This window comes from Agromyces sp. NPDC058110, from assembly GCF_042884735.1.
Lineage (GTDB): Bacteria > Actinomycetota > Actinomycetes > Actinomycetales > Microbacteriaceae > Agromyces.
The window spans coordinates 612198-627343 of sequence record NZ_JBHVTI010000002.1; the positions used below are offsets into that span (position 1 = coordinate 612198).

At 72.3% G+C, this 15146-nt stretch carries 15 protein-coding genes; 13 read left to right on the top strand and 2 right to left on the bottom strand.

Going from position 1 to position 15146, the window contains the following annotated elements:
- Positions 1-24: 24 nt before the first annotated feature.
- Genes miaB through dapF form a run of 3 tightly spaced genes read left to right on the top strand, consistent with a single transcriptional unit; the run spans position 25 to position 3450 of the window.
- Positions 25-1611: a tRNA (N6-isopentenyl adenosine(37)-C2)-methylthiotransferase MiaB gene (gene miaB, locus ACFVS8_RS07385; protein WP_387059776.1), complete on the top strand. Its 1587-nt coding sequence runs from the start codon at positions 25-27 to the stop codon at positions 1609-1611.
- A 32-nt stretch (positions 1612-1643) separates the two neighbouring features.
- Positions 1644-2564, top strand: coding sequence for a tRNA (adenosine(37)-N6)-dimethylallyltransferase MiaA (miaA, locus tag ACFVS8_RS07390; RefSeq protein WP_387059620.1), 921 nt, complete (start codon positions 1644-1646; stop codon positions 2562-2564).
- Positions 2565-2568: 4 nt separating this feature from the next.
- Positions 2569-3450, top strand: a complete 882-nt coding sequence (gene dapF / locus ACFVS8_RS07395) for a diaminopimelate epimerase (RefSeq protein WP_387059623.1) — start codon at positions 2569-2571, stop codon at positions 3448-3450.
- Between the two features lie 100 nt (positions 3451-3550).
- Here dapF and ACFVS8_RS07400 read toward each other — a convergent pair whose 3' ends face one another.
- Positions 3551-4159, bottom strand: a complete 609-nt coding sequence (locus tag ACFVS8_RS07400; RefSeq protein ID WP_387059626.1) for a class I SAM-dependent methyltransferase — start codon at positions 4157-4159, stop codon at positions 3551-3553.
- Positions 4160-4314: 155 nt separating this feature from the next.
- On the opposite strand from ACFVS8_RS07400, the gene hflX reads away from it, so the two are divergent.
- The 3 genes from hflX (at position 4315) to ACFVS8_RS07415 (ending at position 7858) form a co-directional block, all read left to right on the top strand.
- Complete coding sequence (gene hflX, locus ACFVS8_RS07405) at positions 4315-5844, top strand: GTPase HflX (RefSeq protein WP_387059629.1); 1530 nt, start codon at positions 4315-4317, stop codon at positions 5842-5844.
- Positions 5845-6080: 236 nt separating this feature from the next.
- Positions 6081-7067 carry a methylenetetrahydrofolate reductase gene (locus tag ACFVS8_RS07410; protein ID WP_387059633.1) on the top strand — a complete coding sequence of 329 codons (987 nt, stop codon included), beginning with the start codon at positions 6081-6083 and terminating at the stop codon, positions 7065-7067.
- Between the two features lie 242 nt (positions 7068-7309).
- Positions 7310-7858 carry a dihydrofolate reductase family protein gene (locus ACFVS8_RS07415; protein WP_387059636.1) on the top strand — a complete coding sequence of 183 codons (549 nt, stop codon included), beginning with the start codon at positions 7310-7312 and terminating at the stop codon, positions 7856-7858.
- Positions 7859-7917: 59 nt separating this feature from the next.
- Here ACFVS8_RS07415 and lexA read toward each other — a convergent pair whose 3' ends face one another.
- Positions 7918-8607, bottom strand: coding sequence for a transcriptional repressor LexA (gene lexA, locus ACFVS8_RS07420; RefSeq protein ID WP_387059639.1), 690 nt, complete (start codon positions 8605-8607; stop codon positions 7918-7920).
- A gap of 267 nt (positions 8608-8874) precedes the next feature.
- Between lexA and ACFVS8_RS07425 the strand changes: the two genes are divergently transcribed.
- From ACFVS8_RS07425 to ACFVS8_RS07455, 7 genes are all read left to right on the top strand, one after another.
- Positions 8875-9270, top strand: coding sequence for a LysM peptidoglycan-binding domain-containing protein (locus ACFVS8_RS07425; RefSeq protein ID WP_387059642.1), 396 nt, complete (start codon positions 8875-8877; stop codon positions 9268-9270).
- Between the two features lie 165 nt (positions 9271-9435).
- Positions 9436-10524: a histidinol-phosphate transaminase gene (locus ACFVS8_RS07430; protein WP_387059645.1), complete on the top strand. Its 1089-nt coding sequence runs from the start codon at positions 9436-9438 to the stop codon at positions 10522-10524.
- Positions 10525-10575: 51 nt separating this feature from the next.
- On the top strand, positions 10576-11190 hold the full coding sequence (hisB, locus tag ACFVS8_RS07435; protein ID WP_387059648.1) for an imidazoleglycerol-phosphate dehydratase HisB: 615 nt from the start codon (positions 10576-10578) through the stop codon (positions 11188-11190).
- The gene (hisH, locus tag ACFVS8_RS07440; RefSeq protein ID WP_387059650.1) at positions 11187-11825 is read left to right on the top strand and encodes an imidazole glycerol phosphate synthase subunit HisH; all 639 of its coding nucleotides are present in this window, start codon (positions 11187-11189) and stop codon (positions 11823-11825) included. Before hisB ends, hisH begins: the two co-directional genes overlap by 4 nt.
- Positions 11826-11930: 105 nt before the next feature.
- The gene (gene priA / locus ACFVS8_RS07445) at positions 11931-12680 is read left to right on the top strand and encodes a bifunctional 1-(5-phosphoribosyl)-5-((5-phosphoribosylamino)methylideneamino)imidazole-4-carboxamide isomerase/phosphoribosylanthranilate isomerase PriA (protein ID WP_387059653.1); all 750 of its coding nucleotides are present in this window, start codon (positions 11931-11933) and stop codon (positions 12678-12680) included.
- A 79-nt stretch (positions 12681-12759) separates the two neighbouring features.
- A complete protein-coding gene (locus tag ACFVS8_RS07450) occupies positions 12760-13527 on the top strand; it encodes an SseB family protein (protein ID WP_387059779.1) in 768 nt (255 codons plus the stop codon).
- An 80-nt stretch (positions 13528-13607) separates the two neighbouring features.
- Entirely contained in the window at positions 13608-15071 is a 1464-nt protein-coding gene (locus ACFVS8_RS07455) for a pyridoxal phosphate-dependent decarboxylase family protein (protein WP_387059655.1), read from the top strand.
- The last annotated feature ends 75 nt before the right edge of the window (positions 15072-15146 follow it).

A 15146-nucleotide genomic window follows, 5' to 3' on the forward strand; every position in this document is an offset into this window, starting at 1 on the left:
ATCGCCGATTCCGTCGAGGCGACGATGCCAGCCGACGACGCCGTCACTCCGCGCACCTACGAGGTGCGCACCTACGGCTGCCAGATGAACGTGCACGACTCCGAGCGCCTCTCCGGCTCGCTCGAGGCTGCCGGCTACGTGCCCGCCGACGACGGCGCAGAGCCCGACATCGTGGTCATCAACACGTGCGCCGTGCGCGAGAACGCCGACAACAAGCTCTACGGCAACCTCGGGCACCTCGCGGGCATCAAGCGTCGCCACGCGGGCATGCAGATCGCGGTGGGCGGCTGCCTCGCCCAGAAGGACAAGAACGTCATCCTCGAGAAGGCGCCATGGGTCGACGTGGTCTTCGGCACGCACAACATGGGCTCGCTCCCGAGCCTGCTCGAGCGCGCCAGGCACAACGACGAGGCCCAGCTCGAGATCCTCGACTCGCTCGAAGTGTTCCCGTCGACGCTGCCCACGAAGCGCGACTCGACCTACAGCGGCTGGGTGTCGATCTCGGTCGGCTGCAACAACACCTGCACGTTCTGCATCGTGCCGTCGCTCCGCGGCAAGGAGAAGGACCGCCGCCCCGGCGAGGTGCTCGCCGAGGTGCAGGCGCTCGTCGACGACGGCGCCATGGAGGTCACCCTCCTCGGCCAGAACGTGAACTCCTACGGCGTCGAGTTCGGCGATCGGCAGGCGTTCGGCAAGCTGCTGCGCGCGGCGGGCGAGATCGACGGCCTCGAGCGCATCCGCTTCACCAGCCCGCATCCGGCGGCCTTCACCGACGACGTCATCGACGCCATGGCCGAGACCCCCGCGGTCATGCCGCAGCTGCACATGCCGCTGCAGTCGGGCTCCGACCGCATCCTCAAGGCCATGCGCCGGTCGTACCGCTCCGAGAAGTTCCTCGGCATCCTCGATCGGGTGCGCGCGAAGATCCCGAACGCGGCGATCTCGACCGACATCATCGTCGGGTTCCCCGGCGAGACCGAGGAGGACTTCCTCGAGACCCTGCGCGTCGTCGCGGCCGCGCGCTTCGCGTCGGCGTTCACGTTCCAGTACTCCATCCGTCCGGGCACGCCCGCGGCGACCATGGAGGAGCAGGTGCCGAAGGAGATCGTGCAGGAGCGCTACGAGCGCCTGACCGCGCTCCAGGAGCGCATCTCGTGGGAGGAGAACCAGAAGCTCGTCGGCCGGTCGGTCGAGGTGCTCGTCTCCACGGGCGAGGGCAAGAAGGACGCCGAGACCCACCGGCTCAGCGGGCGGGCCGAAGACAGCCGCCTCGTGCACTTCGAGGTCCCTGCGGGCAGCGACCAGCCGCGCCCCGGCGACGTCGTGAGCGTCACGATCACCCAAGCCGCGCCGTTCCACCTCATCGCCGACTCGGTCGACGGTGCGGCGCTCGTCATCCGGCGCACCCGCTCGGGCGACGCGTGGGACCGGTCGCAGGCCGAGAGCTGCGGCGTGCCGGCGGCACCCGGTGCGGGCACGTCGAGCGGCGGCACCGCCCGTGTCTCGCTCGGGCTGCCGACCGTGCGCGTGCTGCCCCCGACGGCCGAGCCGCTCATCAAGCCCGGGTTCGGCACGTTCCCGATCTACGACGTCGACGACGACCTCCGCTGAACGCGGCGGGGCAGGCACAGGATCGACCAGGAATGACGCTCATCGCGATCGTCGGCGCGACCGGCACCGGCAAGTCCGACCTCGCGCTCGACCTCGCCGAGGCGATCGCGCGCGCCGGCCGGACGGCCGAGGTCGTGAACGCCGACGCCATGCAGCTCTATCGCGGCATGGACATCGGCACGGCGAAGCTCACGCTCGAGGAGCGCCGCGGAGTGCCGCATCTCCTGCTCGACGTGCTCGACGTCACCGACGAGGCATCCGTGGCCGCCTACCAGCGCGACGCGCGAGCCGCGATCGACGACATCGTCGACCGGGGCGGCGTCGCCCTGCTCGTCGGCGGTTCGGGTCTCTACGTCTCGTCGGTGATCCACGACTTCAGGTTCCCCGGCACGGATGCCGTGATCCGGGCGCGCCTCGAGGCCGAGCTCGTCGAGCTCGGTCCCGGCCTGCTGCACCAGCGCCTCCGCGAGCTCGACGCCGAGACGGCGGCCGGAGTCGATGCGGCGAACGGGCGCCGCATCGTCCGCGCCCTCGAGGTCATCGAGGTGACCGGGGAGCCGAAGGCCGCCCGCCTGCCCGACGAGCCGGTTCCCTGGCGGCCGCACCGCATCGTGCACCTGCGCACCGGGCGTGAAGAGCTCGTCGCGCGTCTCGACGCCCGCGTCGAGCGCATGTGGCGTGACGGCCTGGTCGACGAGGTGCGCGACCTCGTGCCGCTCGGCCTCGAGCGCGGCGTGACCGCGCGGCGGGCGATCGGCTACGCGCAGGCCCTCGCCGAGCTGCAGGGTCGGATGACCCGTTCGGAGGCGATCGCCGGCACCCAGCAGCTCACCCGGACCTACGCGCGGCGCCAGGTGAGCTGGTTCCGGCGGTATCGGGAGGCCGTCGAGCTCGACGCCTCCGACCCGGTCGCCCGGCGCGAACGGGTGGCGCTCGAGGCGGCCATAGACTGAGCAGATGTCCTTCGACCTGCGCTTCACCAAGGGCCACGGCACCGGAAACGACTTCGTGCTGTTCGCCGATCCCGACGGCGGCACGGTGCTGTCGCCCGCGCAGATCGCCGCGGTGTGCGACCGCCATTTCGGAGTGGGTGCCGACGGGCTGATCCGCGCCGTACGCTCGGAGAACCTCGGCGACGGCGCGGCGGCGCTCGACGAAGATCCTGGAGCCGTCTGGTTCATGGACTACTGGAACGCCGACGGCTCGGTGTCCGAGATGTGCGGCAACGGTGTCCGCGTGTTCACGAGGTTCCTCATCGACCAGGGGCTCGTCGACCTCGCGCCCGGGGAGCAGCTCGCGATCGGCACACGCGCGGGCGTGCGGTGCGTCAGCCTCGCCGACAACGGCTTCGAGGTCGACATGGGCCTCTGGCGTCGCGCCGGGGGCGAGCCGCTCGTGCGGGCCAAGGGCCTGCCGGTGGCCCGGCCGGGCCTCGGCATCGATGTCGGCAACCCGCACGTGGTCGTGGCGCTCGCCGACGACGACGAGCTCGAGGGTCTCGACCTCGCCTACCTGCCGATCCTCGATCCGGTGCCCGAAGCGGGTGCGAACGTCGAGTTCGTGGTGCCCGCCGAGCCGCTCGTCGAGGCGGGCGTCGGCCGCATCCGCATGAGGGTGCACGAGCGCGGCTCCGGCGAGACGCTCTCGTGCGGCACCGGTGCCGTGGCGTCGGCGCTCGCGGTGCGCTACTGGGCGGGGTCGGGGGCGCCCGACGAGTGGCGCGTGCAGGTGCCCGGCGGGGTCGTCGGCGTGCGCATGCTCGACGCGCCCGACGGCGAGCACGTGGCCCTGTCGGGCCCGGCGGAGCTCGTCTTCGACGGGGTGCTCGCGCTCGCCTGAACCGAGGCATCCGCGGCCCGGCTCATCGGGCCCCTCACCAGACGGTGCTGCCGGGACGTCGGGCGGATGCCGCGGCACGCGGTCCGCGCGAAGTCGCCCGTCAGGCGGGCCGGCGCTCCGCCGCGAGTACGCGGAACCCCTTGGAGTTCGCCGCGCGTTCGACGTCGAGCCCGAGCTCCTCGCCCAGCCAGCGCTGCAGCGACTCGGCGCCGAGGTGCTTGGCCACGACGAGCCACGCGGTCGCGTCGTCGGGCAGTCGGGGGAGCCACTGCGCGAGCATGGCGTGCAGCTCCTGCTTGCCGACGCGGATCGGCGGGTTCGACCAGATCGTGCCGAACACGACGTCGTCGGGAACATCCGCGGGCAGCACGGCGTTGACGTTCGTGAGGCCGAGACGTGCGGCGTTGCCGCGCACGAGGTCGAGTGCGCGTTCGTTGACGTCGACGGCCCAGACCGTGGCATCCGGCGCCTGCAGCGCGAGCGACAGCGCGATCGGCCCCCACCCGGCGCCGAGGTCGAGCAGGTGACCGGTCGCGGGCGGCTCGGGAACCGAGTCGAGCAGCACCCTGGTGCCCTGGTCGAGGTGCTCGGGGCTGAACACCCCGGCCGCGGTCGAGAGTTCGAGGTCGCGTCCGGCGAGACGGACGCGGATGGTGCGGGTGCTGGCGTTGCTCCGAGGGGTCGCGGAGAAGTAGTAATCGGAGCCCATGGCAGCACGGTAGCGCACCCCGCATGGGTGCCCGCCGCACGGCGGGGGCAGCAGCACGACGCGGCGGCGCAGAACACAACGCAGAAGCACGGCGCGGAAGGACGAAGCCGATGGCACGGAGCCAGAAGCACGAAGAGCGAAGTAGGGTTGACAGAATGAACGAAGCCGAAGACCGCCCCACCGACGACGCCGTCGACCGGGTGCTGCGTACCGCGGACTCGTCCGCGAGCGTGGCGCGGTTCGGCGCCGACGACGCGACGTCGATCATGCGAACGGATGCCTCGGGCACCTCGACCACCGACGGCGACCAGTTCGAACGTGAAGACCGCGCGGCACTCCGCCGCGTCGCCGGACTGTCGACCGAGCTCGAAGACGTCACCGAGGTCGAGTACCGCCAGCTGCGGCTCGAGAACGTCGTGCTCATCGGCGTGTACTCGCAGGGATCGCAGGCCGACGCCGAGAACTCGATGCGCGAGCTCGCGGCCCTCGCCGAGACCGCGGGAGCCCGCGTGCTCGACGGGCTGCTGCAGCGGCGTCCGCACCCCGACCCCAGCACCTACCTCGGCAAGGGCAAGGCCGAGGAGCTGCGGCACATCGTCGCGGCCGTCGGCGCAGACACGGTCATCGCCGACACCGAGCTCGCGCCGAGCCAGCGGCGTGCCCTCGAAGACGTGGTCAAGGTCAAGGTCATCGACCGCACCGCGGTGATCCTCGACATCTTCAGCCAGCACGCGAAGAGCCGCGAGGGCAAGGCGCAGGTCGAGCTCGCGCAGCTCGAGTACCTGCTGCCGCGACTGCGCGGCTGGGGCGAGTCGATGTCGCGGCAGGCCGGTGGCCAGGTCGGCGGCGCCGGTGCGGGCATGGGTTCGCGCGGTCCCGGCGAGACGAAGATCGAGCTCGACCGCCGTCGCATCCACTCGCGCATGGCGAAGCTCCGCAAGCAGATCGCGGGCATGAAGCCGGCCCGCGACGCCAAGCGTGCGAACCGACGGCGCAACGCGATCCCCTCGGTCGCGATCGCGGGCTACACGAACGCCGGCAAGTCGAGCCTGCTGAACCGCATCACGGGTGCCGGACTGCTCGTCGAGAACGCCCTGTTCGCGACGCTCGATGCCACCGTGCGACGAAACACGACCGCCGACGGACGCGTCTACACGATCGCCGACACCGTCGGATTCGTGCGCAACCTGCCCCACCAGCTCGTCGAGGCCTTCCGCTCGACGCTCGAGGAGGTCGGCGACTCCGACCTCATCGTGCACGTCGTCGACGCGGCGCACCCCGATCCCGCCGGGCAGATCGCGACCGTGCGCGACGTGATCGGCGACGTGGGCGCCCGCGACATCCCCGAGCTCATCGTCTTCAACAAGGCCGACCTCGTCGGACCCGAGGAGCGCCTCGTGCTGCGCGGCCTCGCCCCCGACGCGGTGTTCGCCTCCGCGCGCACGGGCGAGGGCATCGACGAAGTGCTCTCGGCCATCACGCGCATGCTGCCCGATCCGGCCGTCGAGATCGACCTGCTCGTGCCCTACGACCGGGGCGACATCGTCTCGTTGCTGCACGAGTCGGGCCGGGTGGTCTCGGTCGAGTACGTCGACGCGGGCACCAGGGTGAAGGCGTTCGCCTCGCCCGAGCAGGCTGCGCAGCTCGCGGGGTTCGCCGCGGCATCCGCCTCCGTCTCGTCGTGAGGTCGTCGCGACCTCGTCGCGAGGCGTCCCGGCCCGGCGCGTCACCGATCGTCACAGGTGCGGCGGATGTCGCGAAACCCGCGTATCGTCGCCCCTGAACGAACGTGACCGGCCGGATGCCGATCATCTGGAGCGACAGCCGAGCCCGGTACCCGCCCGCGAACCACCAGCCGTGACGGCCGAGGTGCGCGGCCCGTGTGCCCGTCCCGCCCACGGTTGACCGACCCTGGAGCGAGATGGCACCGACCGAGCCCGACCCCGCGACGGCACCGAGCCGACGCACGCCGCTGTCGTTCGAGCTCTATCCGCCCCGAACCGATGCCGCTGCCCTCGCGCTCGGCCGAACGATCGATCGGCTGGCCGACGTCGACCCGGCATTCATCTCGGTGACGTTCGGCGCGGGCGGGAGCTCGCGCGACCGCTCGCTCACGGTGCTGCGCTACATCCTCGAGAGCACCGTCGTGGAGCCCATGGCCCACCTGACCTGCGTCGGTTCGTCCCACGCCGAGGCGAACGAGCTCGTGCGGCGGTTCCTCGACGCCGGCATCCGGAGCTTCCTCGCCCTGCGCGGCGATCCTCCCGTCGGGGCGGATCCCGATGCCCCGCTCGGCGACCTCGCGTCGGCGGCCGAGCTCGTGCAGCTGATCCACCGGGTGCAGCAGGAGCGCGAACCCTTCGACCAGGTCGCCGTGGCGGGCAACCCGCGTGCCAGCCGAATCCAGGAGCGCACGCGCACCACGCGGGTGGCCGTCGCGGCGTTCCCGACGGGCCACCCGCAGTCGAGGGACCTCTCGCGCGACGTCGACATCCTGCTCGCGAAGCAGGTCGCGGGCGCGAACCTCGCCATCACGCAGCTGTTCTGGGAGGCCTCCGACTACCTCGGATTCGTCGAGCGCGCGCGTGCAGAGGGGGTCACGATCCCGATCCTGCCCGGCATCATGCCCACCACGACGCCCAAGCGGCTCTCGCGGCTCACCGAGCTCACCGGCGTGCGGCCGCCCGATGCCTTCGCCATCGCGCTCGAGGTCGAACCCGACGCCGCCGCGCAGACCGAACTGGGCATCGACTTCGCCACGCGCCTCGCCGCGGAGGTCATCGCGGGCGGTGCGCCCGGCCTGCACCTCTACACCTACAACCGCCACGAGGCCGTGCTCGACGTCGTCGGGCGACTCGGACTCGCCACCCCGCACCAGCTCGCGAACGAGCGCGACGCCGCACGGTGACCGTACGCGCCGTCCCCACCGGGACGCTCGTCGGCGTCCAAGCCTGAAGGGCCCACGGCCACGACGAGGCCGTCCGCGCTCGAGCACCTCATCCCGGCGGCCAGGGCGGTGCGCGAGTCGGCGGTCGTGCAGACGGCGTCGCGACCGGCCCGCGCGGGCCGGACTCCGTCAGGGGCGGATGTCGCGGACCACGCGGCATCCGACCCTCGCCGTCCCGCCGGGGGCCGCGTAGCCTGTGCCCCATGCGCGCGCTCAAGTACTCGATCAACGTCACGCTCGACGGATGCGTCGACCACCGCGTCGGACTCGTCGACGCGGAGCTGCATCGCCGCTCGGCCGACCTGCTCGCGCAGGCGGGCGTGCTGCTGTTCGGGCGCGTCACCTACCTCATGATGGAGGAGGCGTGGCGGCCGCCGCTCGCGCCGGGCATGCCGGAGTGGACGCAGCCGTTCGCGAGCGTGATCGACGCGGCGCCGAAGGTCGTGGTCTCGAGCACGCTCGACTCGGTCGACTGGAACGCGGAGCTCGTGCGGAGCGGGCTCGAGGCGGCCGTGCGGGAGCTCAAGCGCGCACCTGGCGGCCCGATCCTCACGGGCGGCGTGATGCTGCCGACCGAGCTCGCGCGGCTCGGGCTCATCGACGAGTACGAGTTCGTGGTGCACCCGAGGGGCGTCGGGCACGGGCCGACGCTCCTCGCCGGACTCGACGAGCCGCTCGATCTCGAGCTCGTGGGCCGCGAGGAGTACCGCTCGGGGGCGGTGGCCATGCAGTACGTGCCGCGATCGCGCTAGGACCCCGCGGACTCGGCCGTCACGGCCGGCCCGGAGCTCGCACCGTCGGAGCTGCGTGCTCAGACGGCGCGGAGCACCGCGACGATCTTGCCCAGCACCTCTGCGGCGTCGCCGAGGATCGGTTCGAACGCGCTGTTGCGGGGGAGCAGCCAGGTGTGGCCGTCGCGCTGGCGGAAGACCTTGACCGTCGCCTCGCCGTCGAGCATGGCCGCGACGATCTCGCCGTTCTCGGCGGTGCGCTGCGATCGCACGACCACCCAGTCGCCGTCGCAGATGGCCGCGTCGATCATCGAGTCGCCGACGACCTTCAGCATGAACAGCTCGCCCTTGCCCACCAGCTGCCGGGGGAGCGGGAACACCTCGTCGATCTGCTGCTCCGCGGTGATCGGCACGCCGGCGGCGATCCGGCCGACGAGCGGGACCATCGCCGCGTCGCCGACCGGGGTCGGCTCGGCGTTCGAGGGCGTGCGGCTCTCGGTGCCGGGCAGCTCGATGAGCACCTCGAGCGCACGGGGCCGGTTCGGGTCGCGGCGCAGGTAGCCGGCGAGCTCGAGCTGGTTGAGCTGGTGGGTCACGCTCGAGAGCGACGAGAGGCCGACCGCGTCGCCGATCTCGCGCATGCTCGGCGGGTAGCCCCGGCCCGAGACCGAACGCTGGATGACCTCGAGGATCGAGATCTGCTTGGCGCTGAGGCTCTTGCGCCGACGGCTGCGGCCGGACTCGCGCTGGTCGTCGAGTTCGGTGCTCATCGTCGTCGCTCCTCTTGCTGACCGTTCCGATGCCGGACCGATCGAATGTCGGTGGTGTCTGATCGACTGTCGTCGGACATTCGAAACTGTATCCGGCCCGAAGGGGTGCGGCAAACATCTGTTCGAGTGTGTCGCGAGATCCGGAGCCGAAGTTCTCCGGTACCGGGTTCTTGCGGAGTTCGAAATTCGAAGGTATGTTCGGAACAGAGTTTCGCATTCGGTCCTCCCGACCGTGGGCCGAGTGCGAATCACCCCAGGAGGTGCGAGATGAGTGCAGTGCTGGTAGCCGGTCCGTTCGGGTCGTACGCCGACCCCGCCGTCGCGGTCGAGGCCGGGCGCGAGCCCGCCACCGCGCGCAGTCACCTCCGACTCACCAGGCGGGGCCGCGCGGTGTTCACCGCGCTCGCCGCCATTCCGCTCGTGCTGCTGGCGATCTCGTTCGTGCTGGGCAGCGGCGGGGCGGCGGCAGATGTCGACGGCGCGAAGGGTGCGGCGCTCACCTACCTCACGGTCGCCGACGGCGAGTCGCTCTGGAGCATCGCCGAGTCGCTCGCTCCGCAGGCCGACCCCCGCGACATCATCGACGACATCATCCGTCTCAACGGGCTCGACGGCACGGTCGTGCAGCCGGGTCAGCGGCTCGCCCTCCCGGCGCATCCGTAAGACCTCGACGGCTGCACGCGGCGGCGGTCCGGTTGAAGGGGTAGCGCGGGCGTCCGGCGGCCGTCCCGGCCGGGCGCCAGGCCGGTTCCGACCAGGGCGAAGGCAGCCGTCGTGCGGCGTCACGGGCGGACGGGGCGCTCATCGGTGCTCGCTAGCATTGATCGGGTGACCTCCCTCGAAGACCTGCCCATCCGCGAAGACCTTCGCGGCCGCGCGCCGTACGGCGCCCCGCAGAAGAGCGTGCCCGTCGCGCTCAACGTCAACGAGAACACGCATCCCATCCCCGAGGCCGTCGCGCACGACATCGTGGCCAGGGTCGCCGCGGCGATCCTGCACCTGAACCGGTACCCCGATCGGGAGTTCACCGACCTGCGCCGCGCGTTCGCGGCGTACCTCGGCCACGGGCTCGACGAGTCGAACATCTGGGCGGCGAACGGCTCCAACGAGGTGCTGCAGCACGTGCTGCAGGCGTTCGGCGGGCCCGGCCGGTCCGCGCTCGGCTTCGCTCCGACGTACTCCATGTACGGCCTGCTCTCGGCCGGCACCGGCACCGAGTGGATCGCCGCCGCCCGCGACGACGACTTCGAGCTCTCTCCCGAGACCGCGGTCGCCGCCGTGCGGGAGCTCGACCCCGACATCGTGCTGCTCTGCGCCCCGAACAACCCCACGGGCACCCCGCTCTCGATCGAGACGATCGCGGCCGTCGCCGATGCGGCGAGCGGCATCGTCGTGGTCGACGAGGCGTACCACGAGTTCGCCGACCCGGGCACGCCGAGTGCGCTCACCCTGCTCGAGGGTCGCCCGCGCCTCATCGTCTCGCGCACCATGAGCAAGGCGTTCGCCTTCGCCGGCGCCCGCGTCGGATACCTCGCGGCCGACCCGGCCGTCGTCGACGCGCTGCGGCTGGTGCGCCTGCCGTACCACCTCTCCGCGTTGACGCAGGCGGCCGCGCTCGGCGCGCTGGCCCACTCCGACGAGATGCTCGCGATGGTCGACGAGATCCGCGGGCAGCGTGAACGGATCGTCGCCGAACTCGGGCGCCTCGGCTTCGCTCCGTACCGCAGCGGCGCGAACTTCGTGCTCTTCGGCGGGGTCGACGACCCCCACGCCGTGTTCGAGGCGCTGCTCGAGCGCGGCATCCTGATCCGCGACATCGGCCTGCCCGGATGCCTGCGCGTGACCGCGGGCACCGAGACCGAGACCACGGCCTTCCTCGAGGCGATCGCCGCGTTCGCGCCGGCGACCGCCGTCTGAGCCGCACGACCGCGCCCGACCCGACGAACCCGGGCTGAATAGGATGGACGCATGACCACCACGAACGCACCTCGGACCGCGCGCGTGCAGCGCGAGACGAGCGAGTCGAGCATCGACCTGTCGATCGACCTCGACGGCACGGGCACGAGCGACATCGAGACCTCGGTGCCGTTCTACGACCACCTGCTGACGGCGTTCGCGAAGCACTCGCTCACCGACCTGACCGTGCGGGCCAAGGGCGACATCGAGATCGACGTGCACCACACCGTCGAAGACGTGGGCATCGTGCTCGGCCAGGCGATCCGCCAGGCGCTCGGCGACAAGCGCGGCATCTCTCGCTACGGCGACGCGCTCGTGCCGCTCGACGAGGCGCTCGTGCAGGCCGTGGTCGACATCTCGGGGCGGCCGTACCTCGTGCACACCGGGGAGCCGGCCGGGTTCGAGTACCACCTCATCGGCGGGCACTTCACGGGTTCGATGGTGCGGCACGTGTTCGAGGCCATCACCTTCAACGCCGGGCTGACGGTGCACGTCAACGTGCTCGGCGGCCGCGACGCGCACCACATCGCCGAGGCCGAGTTCAAGGCGTTCGCGCGTGCGTTCCGCCAGGCCAAGGCGTACGACCCGCTGGTGTCGGGCATCCCCTCGACGAAGGGCGCCCTGTGACCCGCACACGACGGGTGGTCGTGCTCGATTACGGGTCTGGCAACGTGCACTCCGCGGCCAAGGCCGTCGAGCGTGCGGGCGCCGAGGTCGAGGTCACGTCCGATCGCTCGGCTGCGCTGGAGGCCGACGGCCTGCTGGTGCCCGGCGTCGGCGCGTTCAAGGCCGTCATGGATCAGCTGCGGGCCGTGCGCGGCGACGAGATCATCGACCGCCGCCTCGCGGGCGGGCGTCACGTGCTCGGCATCTGCGTGGGCATGCAGGTGCTCTTCGAGCGCGGCGTCGAACGCGGCTCCGACACCGAGGGCCTCGGCGAATGGCCCGGCGTCGTGACCGAGCTGCCCGCACCCGTGCTGCCGCACATGGGCTGGAACACCGTGACGCCCGACGAGGGCTCGGTGCTCTTCGACGGCATCGCCGACGAGCGCTTCTACTTCGTGCACTCCTACGCCGCGCAGAGCTGGAGCCTCGACGTCATGCCGCCGTTCCCGAAGCCGCGCCTCACGTGGGCCGAGCACGGCGGCCCGTTCCTCGCCGCGGTCGAGAACGGCCCCCTGTCGGCGACGCAGTTCCACCCCGAGAAGTCGGCCGACGCCGGCATCCGCCTGCTGTCGAACTGGCTCGGCTCGCTCGACTGAGCGCCGCGCCGCGTCACACGATCCAGCCGCTCGCGGCGGCGCGGACTAAGCTTCTGTGACTGTGCCGATGCCGCCTTCCCGAGGCATCCGATTCCGAGGACAGTGATGAGTGAGTTCAACAAGACCCCCCGTCTCGTGCTGCTGCCGGCAGTCGACGTGGCGGGAGGCAAGGCCGTCCGCCTGACGAAGGGCGAAGCCGGCACCGAGACGAACTACGGCGACCCCATCGACGCGGCCGTCGACTGGGCCGATCAGGGCGCCGAGTGGATCCACCTCGTCGACCTCGACGCGGCGTTCGGCCGGGGGTCGAACGGCGCGATCCTGAAGAAGGCGATCCGCCAGGTCCGCGGGCGCGTGAACGTCGAGCTCTCGGGCGGCATCCGCGACGACGAGTCGCTCGAGCACGCGCTCGAGATCGGCGCGAAGCGCATCAACCTCGGAACGGCCGCGCTCGAGAACCCCGAGTGGGCGGCATCCGTCATCGCGCAGTACGGCGAGGCCATCGCCGTCGGCCTCGACGTGCGCGGCACCACGCTCGCCGCACGCGGCTGGACGAAGGACGGCGGCGACCTCTGGCAGGTCATGGACCGCCTCGAGGAGGCCGGGGCGGCCCGCTACGTCGTGACCGACGTCACGAAGGACGGCACGCTGCAGGGCCCGAACCTCGACCTGCTGCGCCAGGTCATGGACCGCACGCACCGGCCGGTCGTCGCCTCCGGCGGCATCTCGAACCTCGACGACATCGCCGCGCTCCGCGAGCTCGTGCCGCTCGGCCTCGAGGGCGCCATCGTCGGCAAGGCGCTGTACGCGGGCGCGTTCACGCTGCCCGAGGCGCTGGATGTCGCATCCCACTGACCCGGCAGCTCCGTCCGGCGCCGAGCCGGGCGACCGCGCGCGCGACCTCGAGGCCTCGCCGGTGACCGACGACCATCGGATGCCGGGCGGTCGCACGGACTCGGCGGGCACGCCCTGGGCGGGCCGCTCGTTCGAGCAGAACGCCCACGCGCACGACGACGGCAGCGCGCCGCCCCACCTGCTCGCCGCGATCGCGCGCTTCCGCTCTGGCGACGGCGGGCCGACCGATGTGGTGCAGGCGTTCGCGACCTCGCGCCTGCTCATCCCGCTGCTCGCGCAGCTCGGCGACGGCGGCACCGAGATCGGCGAGCACGGCCACGCGATCGAGAAGAGCCAGGAGCTCTCGATCGTGACCGTGCAGGGGCCCGACGGCAATCCGGTGCTGCCGGTGTTCAGCTCGGTCGAGGCCATGCAGCGGTGGAACCCGGTCGCACGCCCGGTGCCGGCCGACGGCGTCAGGGTCGCGCTGGCCGCGGCCGACGACGGCACCGACCGGGTCATCCTCGATCCCGGGTCGGAGACGGAGTTCGGCCTGCGTCGTGCGGCCGTGTGGGCGGTCGCCCAGGGCCTGGACTGGTGCCCGGCGGGGGAGTCGGACGCGGTCCGCGCCGCGTTCGAGCGGTCCGTGGCGACCGAGCTGGCGGTGCTCGGCGTCGGACTCGTCGACGGAGATCCGGGGGCCAGGCTCGTCGGCCCCGAGCTCGTGGTCGAGCTCGAACTCGTCTCCGGACTCGAGCGCACGGAGCTCGACGCCGTGCTGGCGCGCCTCGCGCAGCGCTGGGCGGCCGACGACGTCATCGCGACGGGCGTCGACTCGCTCAAGGTGCGGTTGCGCCCGACGGCCTGACGCGGCATCCGTCCGCCCGCTCCTCGTCTCACCGGTTGCCGCGCGTGGCGGGTGGGTGGAGAATCGCGCCGAGGTGAGCGATGGTGCCCGGACCCGAAGACGAATTCCACGACCCGCTCGATGCAGCGGCGAGGCTCTCGCGCGAGTGGCTCGACGGCATGCCCACCCGGTCGATCGTGGCGCGCGCGGACGTCGAACAGGTGAAGGACGCGCTGGGGCGAGACCTCGCCGATGCGGGCGTCGATCCGGTCGAGGTCGTCGAGTCGCTGAGCGCGGCCGTCGAGCCGGGGCTCATCGCCATGCAGTCGCCCCGCTTCTTCGGCTGGGTCATCGGCGGCACCGCGCCATCGGCCCTCGCTGCGGACTGGCTCGTGAGCGCGTGGGACCAGAACGCGGCGCTCCGCGAGGTCACGCCGGGGGTGAACGGCGCCGAGGAACTGGCCGCCGAGTGGCTGTGCGACCTGCTGGGGCTCCCAAGCGGAACGGTCGCCGGGTTCACCACGGGCGCGACGACGGCGAACCTGGTCGCACTCGCGGCGGCCCGCCACGCCGTGCTCGAACGCGTCGGGTGGGACGACGCCGTCGACGGCATCCAGGGCGCGCCGCGCATCCGCGTCTTCGCCGGCGACGACCACCATCCGTCGGTCGACGTCGCGCTCAGGTGGCTCGGTCTCGGCCGGCCGGTCGACGTGGCGACCGACGATCAGGGACGCATGCTGCCCGAGGCGCTGGAGGCGGCGCTCGCGGTGGGCGCCGGTTCGGCCGCCGGGGAAGACGGCCGGGGCGATGACGGGGCGGGCGACGACGGATCGGGCGACGACGGATCGGGCGACGACCGGCCGAGTCCGGCGATCGTGTGCCTCCAGGCGGGCAACATCCACTCCGGGGCATCCGACCCGTTCGAGGCGTGCGTGGGCGTCGCGCACGCGGCGGGCGCGTGGGCGCACGTCGACGGCGCGTTCGGGCTCTGGGTTGCCGCGAGCGGGCGGCTCCGGCACCTGGTCGCGGGGGTCGAGCTCGCCGACTCGTGGGCCACCGACGCGCACAAGACGCTGAACGTGCCGTACGACGCGGGCATCGTCGCCGTCGCCGACCCGGCGCCGCTCGTGGCGGCGATGACGATGCACGCCGCGTACCTGCCGGCGGCGGCGACCGGCATCGACGCCGCCGACCGGGTGCTCGAACTCTCGAGGCGCGCACGCGGCGTCCCCACCTACGCCGCGCTGCGCACGCTCGGGCGCGACGGGGTCGCCGAACTCGTCGACGGTCTCGCCGACGCCGCGACCGCGCTCGCCGAGGGCCTGCGGGCCATGGAGGGCGTCGAGGTGCTGAACGAGGTCGTCTTCACCCAGGTCTGCGCCGCGTTCGACGGGCACGACGTCGCCGAGCTCGCACGGGCGCTCGACGACGACGGCGTCGCGCTCGCGCACCCGTCGCGGTGGCGGGGCCGCGACGTGCTGCGGTTCTCGGTCAGCAATCGGTCGACGGATGCCGCGGCGACCGCGGCGACGCTTGACGCCGTCCGGCGGGTGCTGGCCGGCTGACGGCGGCACCTCCCCGTCGCACCTGTCGCACCACCCTGGCGCACCTTCCCGTCGGTCGGGGCTGACGCGTGTCGG

Coding starts and splice junctions, on each gene's coding strand:
- miaB (WP_387059776.1), top strand. CDS start 25: ATGCCAGCCGACGACGCCGTCACTCCGCGCACCTACGAGGTGCGCACC.
- miaA (WP_387059620.1), top strand. CDS start 1,644: ATGACGCTCATCGCGATCGTCGGCGCGACCGGCACCGGCAAGTCCGAC.
- dapF (WP_387059623.1), top strand. CDS start 2,569: ATGTCCTTCGACCTGCGCTTCACCAAGGGCCACGGCACCGGAAACGAC.
- ACFVS8_RS07400 (WP_387059626.1), bottom strand. CDS start 4,159: ATGGGCTCCGATTACTACTTCTCCGCGACCCCTCGGAGCAACGCCAGC.
- hflX (WP_387059629.1), top strand. CDS start 4,315: ATGAACGAAGCCGAAGACCGCCCCACCGACGACGCCGTCGACCGGGTG.
- ACFVS8_RS07410 (WP_387059633.1), top strand. CDS start 6,081: ATGGCACCGACCGAGCCCGACCCCGCGACGGCACCGAGCCGACGCACG.
- ACFVS8_RS07415 (WP_387059636.1), top strand. CDS start 7,310: ATGCGCGCGCTCAAGTACTCGATCAACGTCACGCTCGACGGATGCGTC.
- lexA (WP_387059639.1), bottom strand. CDS start 8,607: ATGAGCACCGAACTCGACGACCAGCGCGAGTCCGGCCGCAGCCGTCGG.
- ACFVS8_RS07425 (WP_387059642.1), top strand. CDS start 8,875: ATGAGTGCAGTGCTGGTAGCCGGTCCGTTCGGGTCGTACGCCGACCCC.
- hisB (WP_387059648.1), top strand. CDS start 10,576: ATGACCACCACGAACGCACCTCGGACCGCGCGCGTGCAGCGCGAGACG.
- priA (WP_387059653.1), top strand. CDS start 11,931: ATGAGTGAGTTCAACAAGACCCCCCGTCTCGTGCTGCTGCCGGCAGTC.
- ACFVS8_RS07450 (WP_387059779.1), top strand. CDS start 12,760: ATGCCGGGCGGTCGCACGGACTCGGCGGGCACGCCCTGGGCGGGCCGC.
- ACFVS8_RS07455 (WP_387059655.1), top strand. CDS start 13,608: ATGGTGCCCGGACCCGAAGACGAATTCCACGACCCGCTCGATGCAGCG.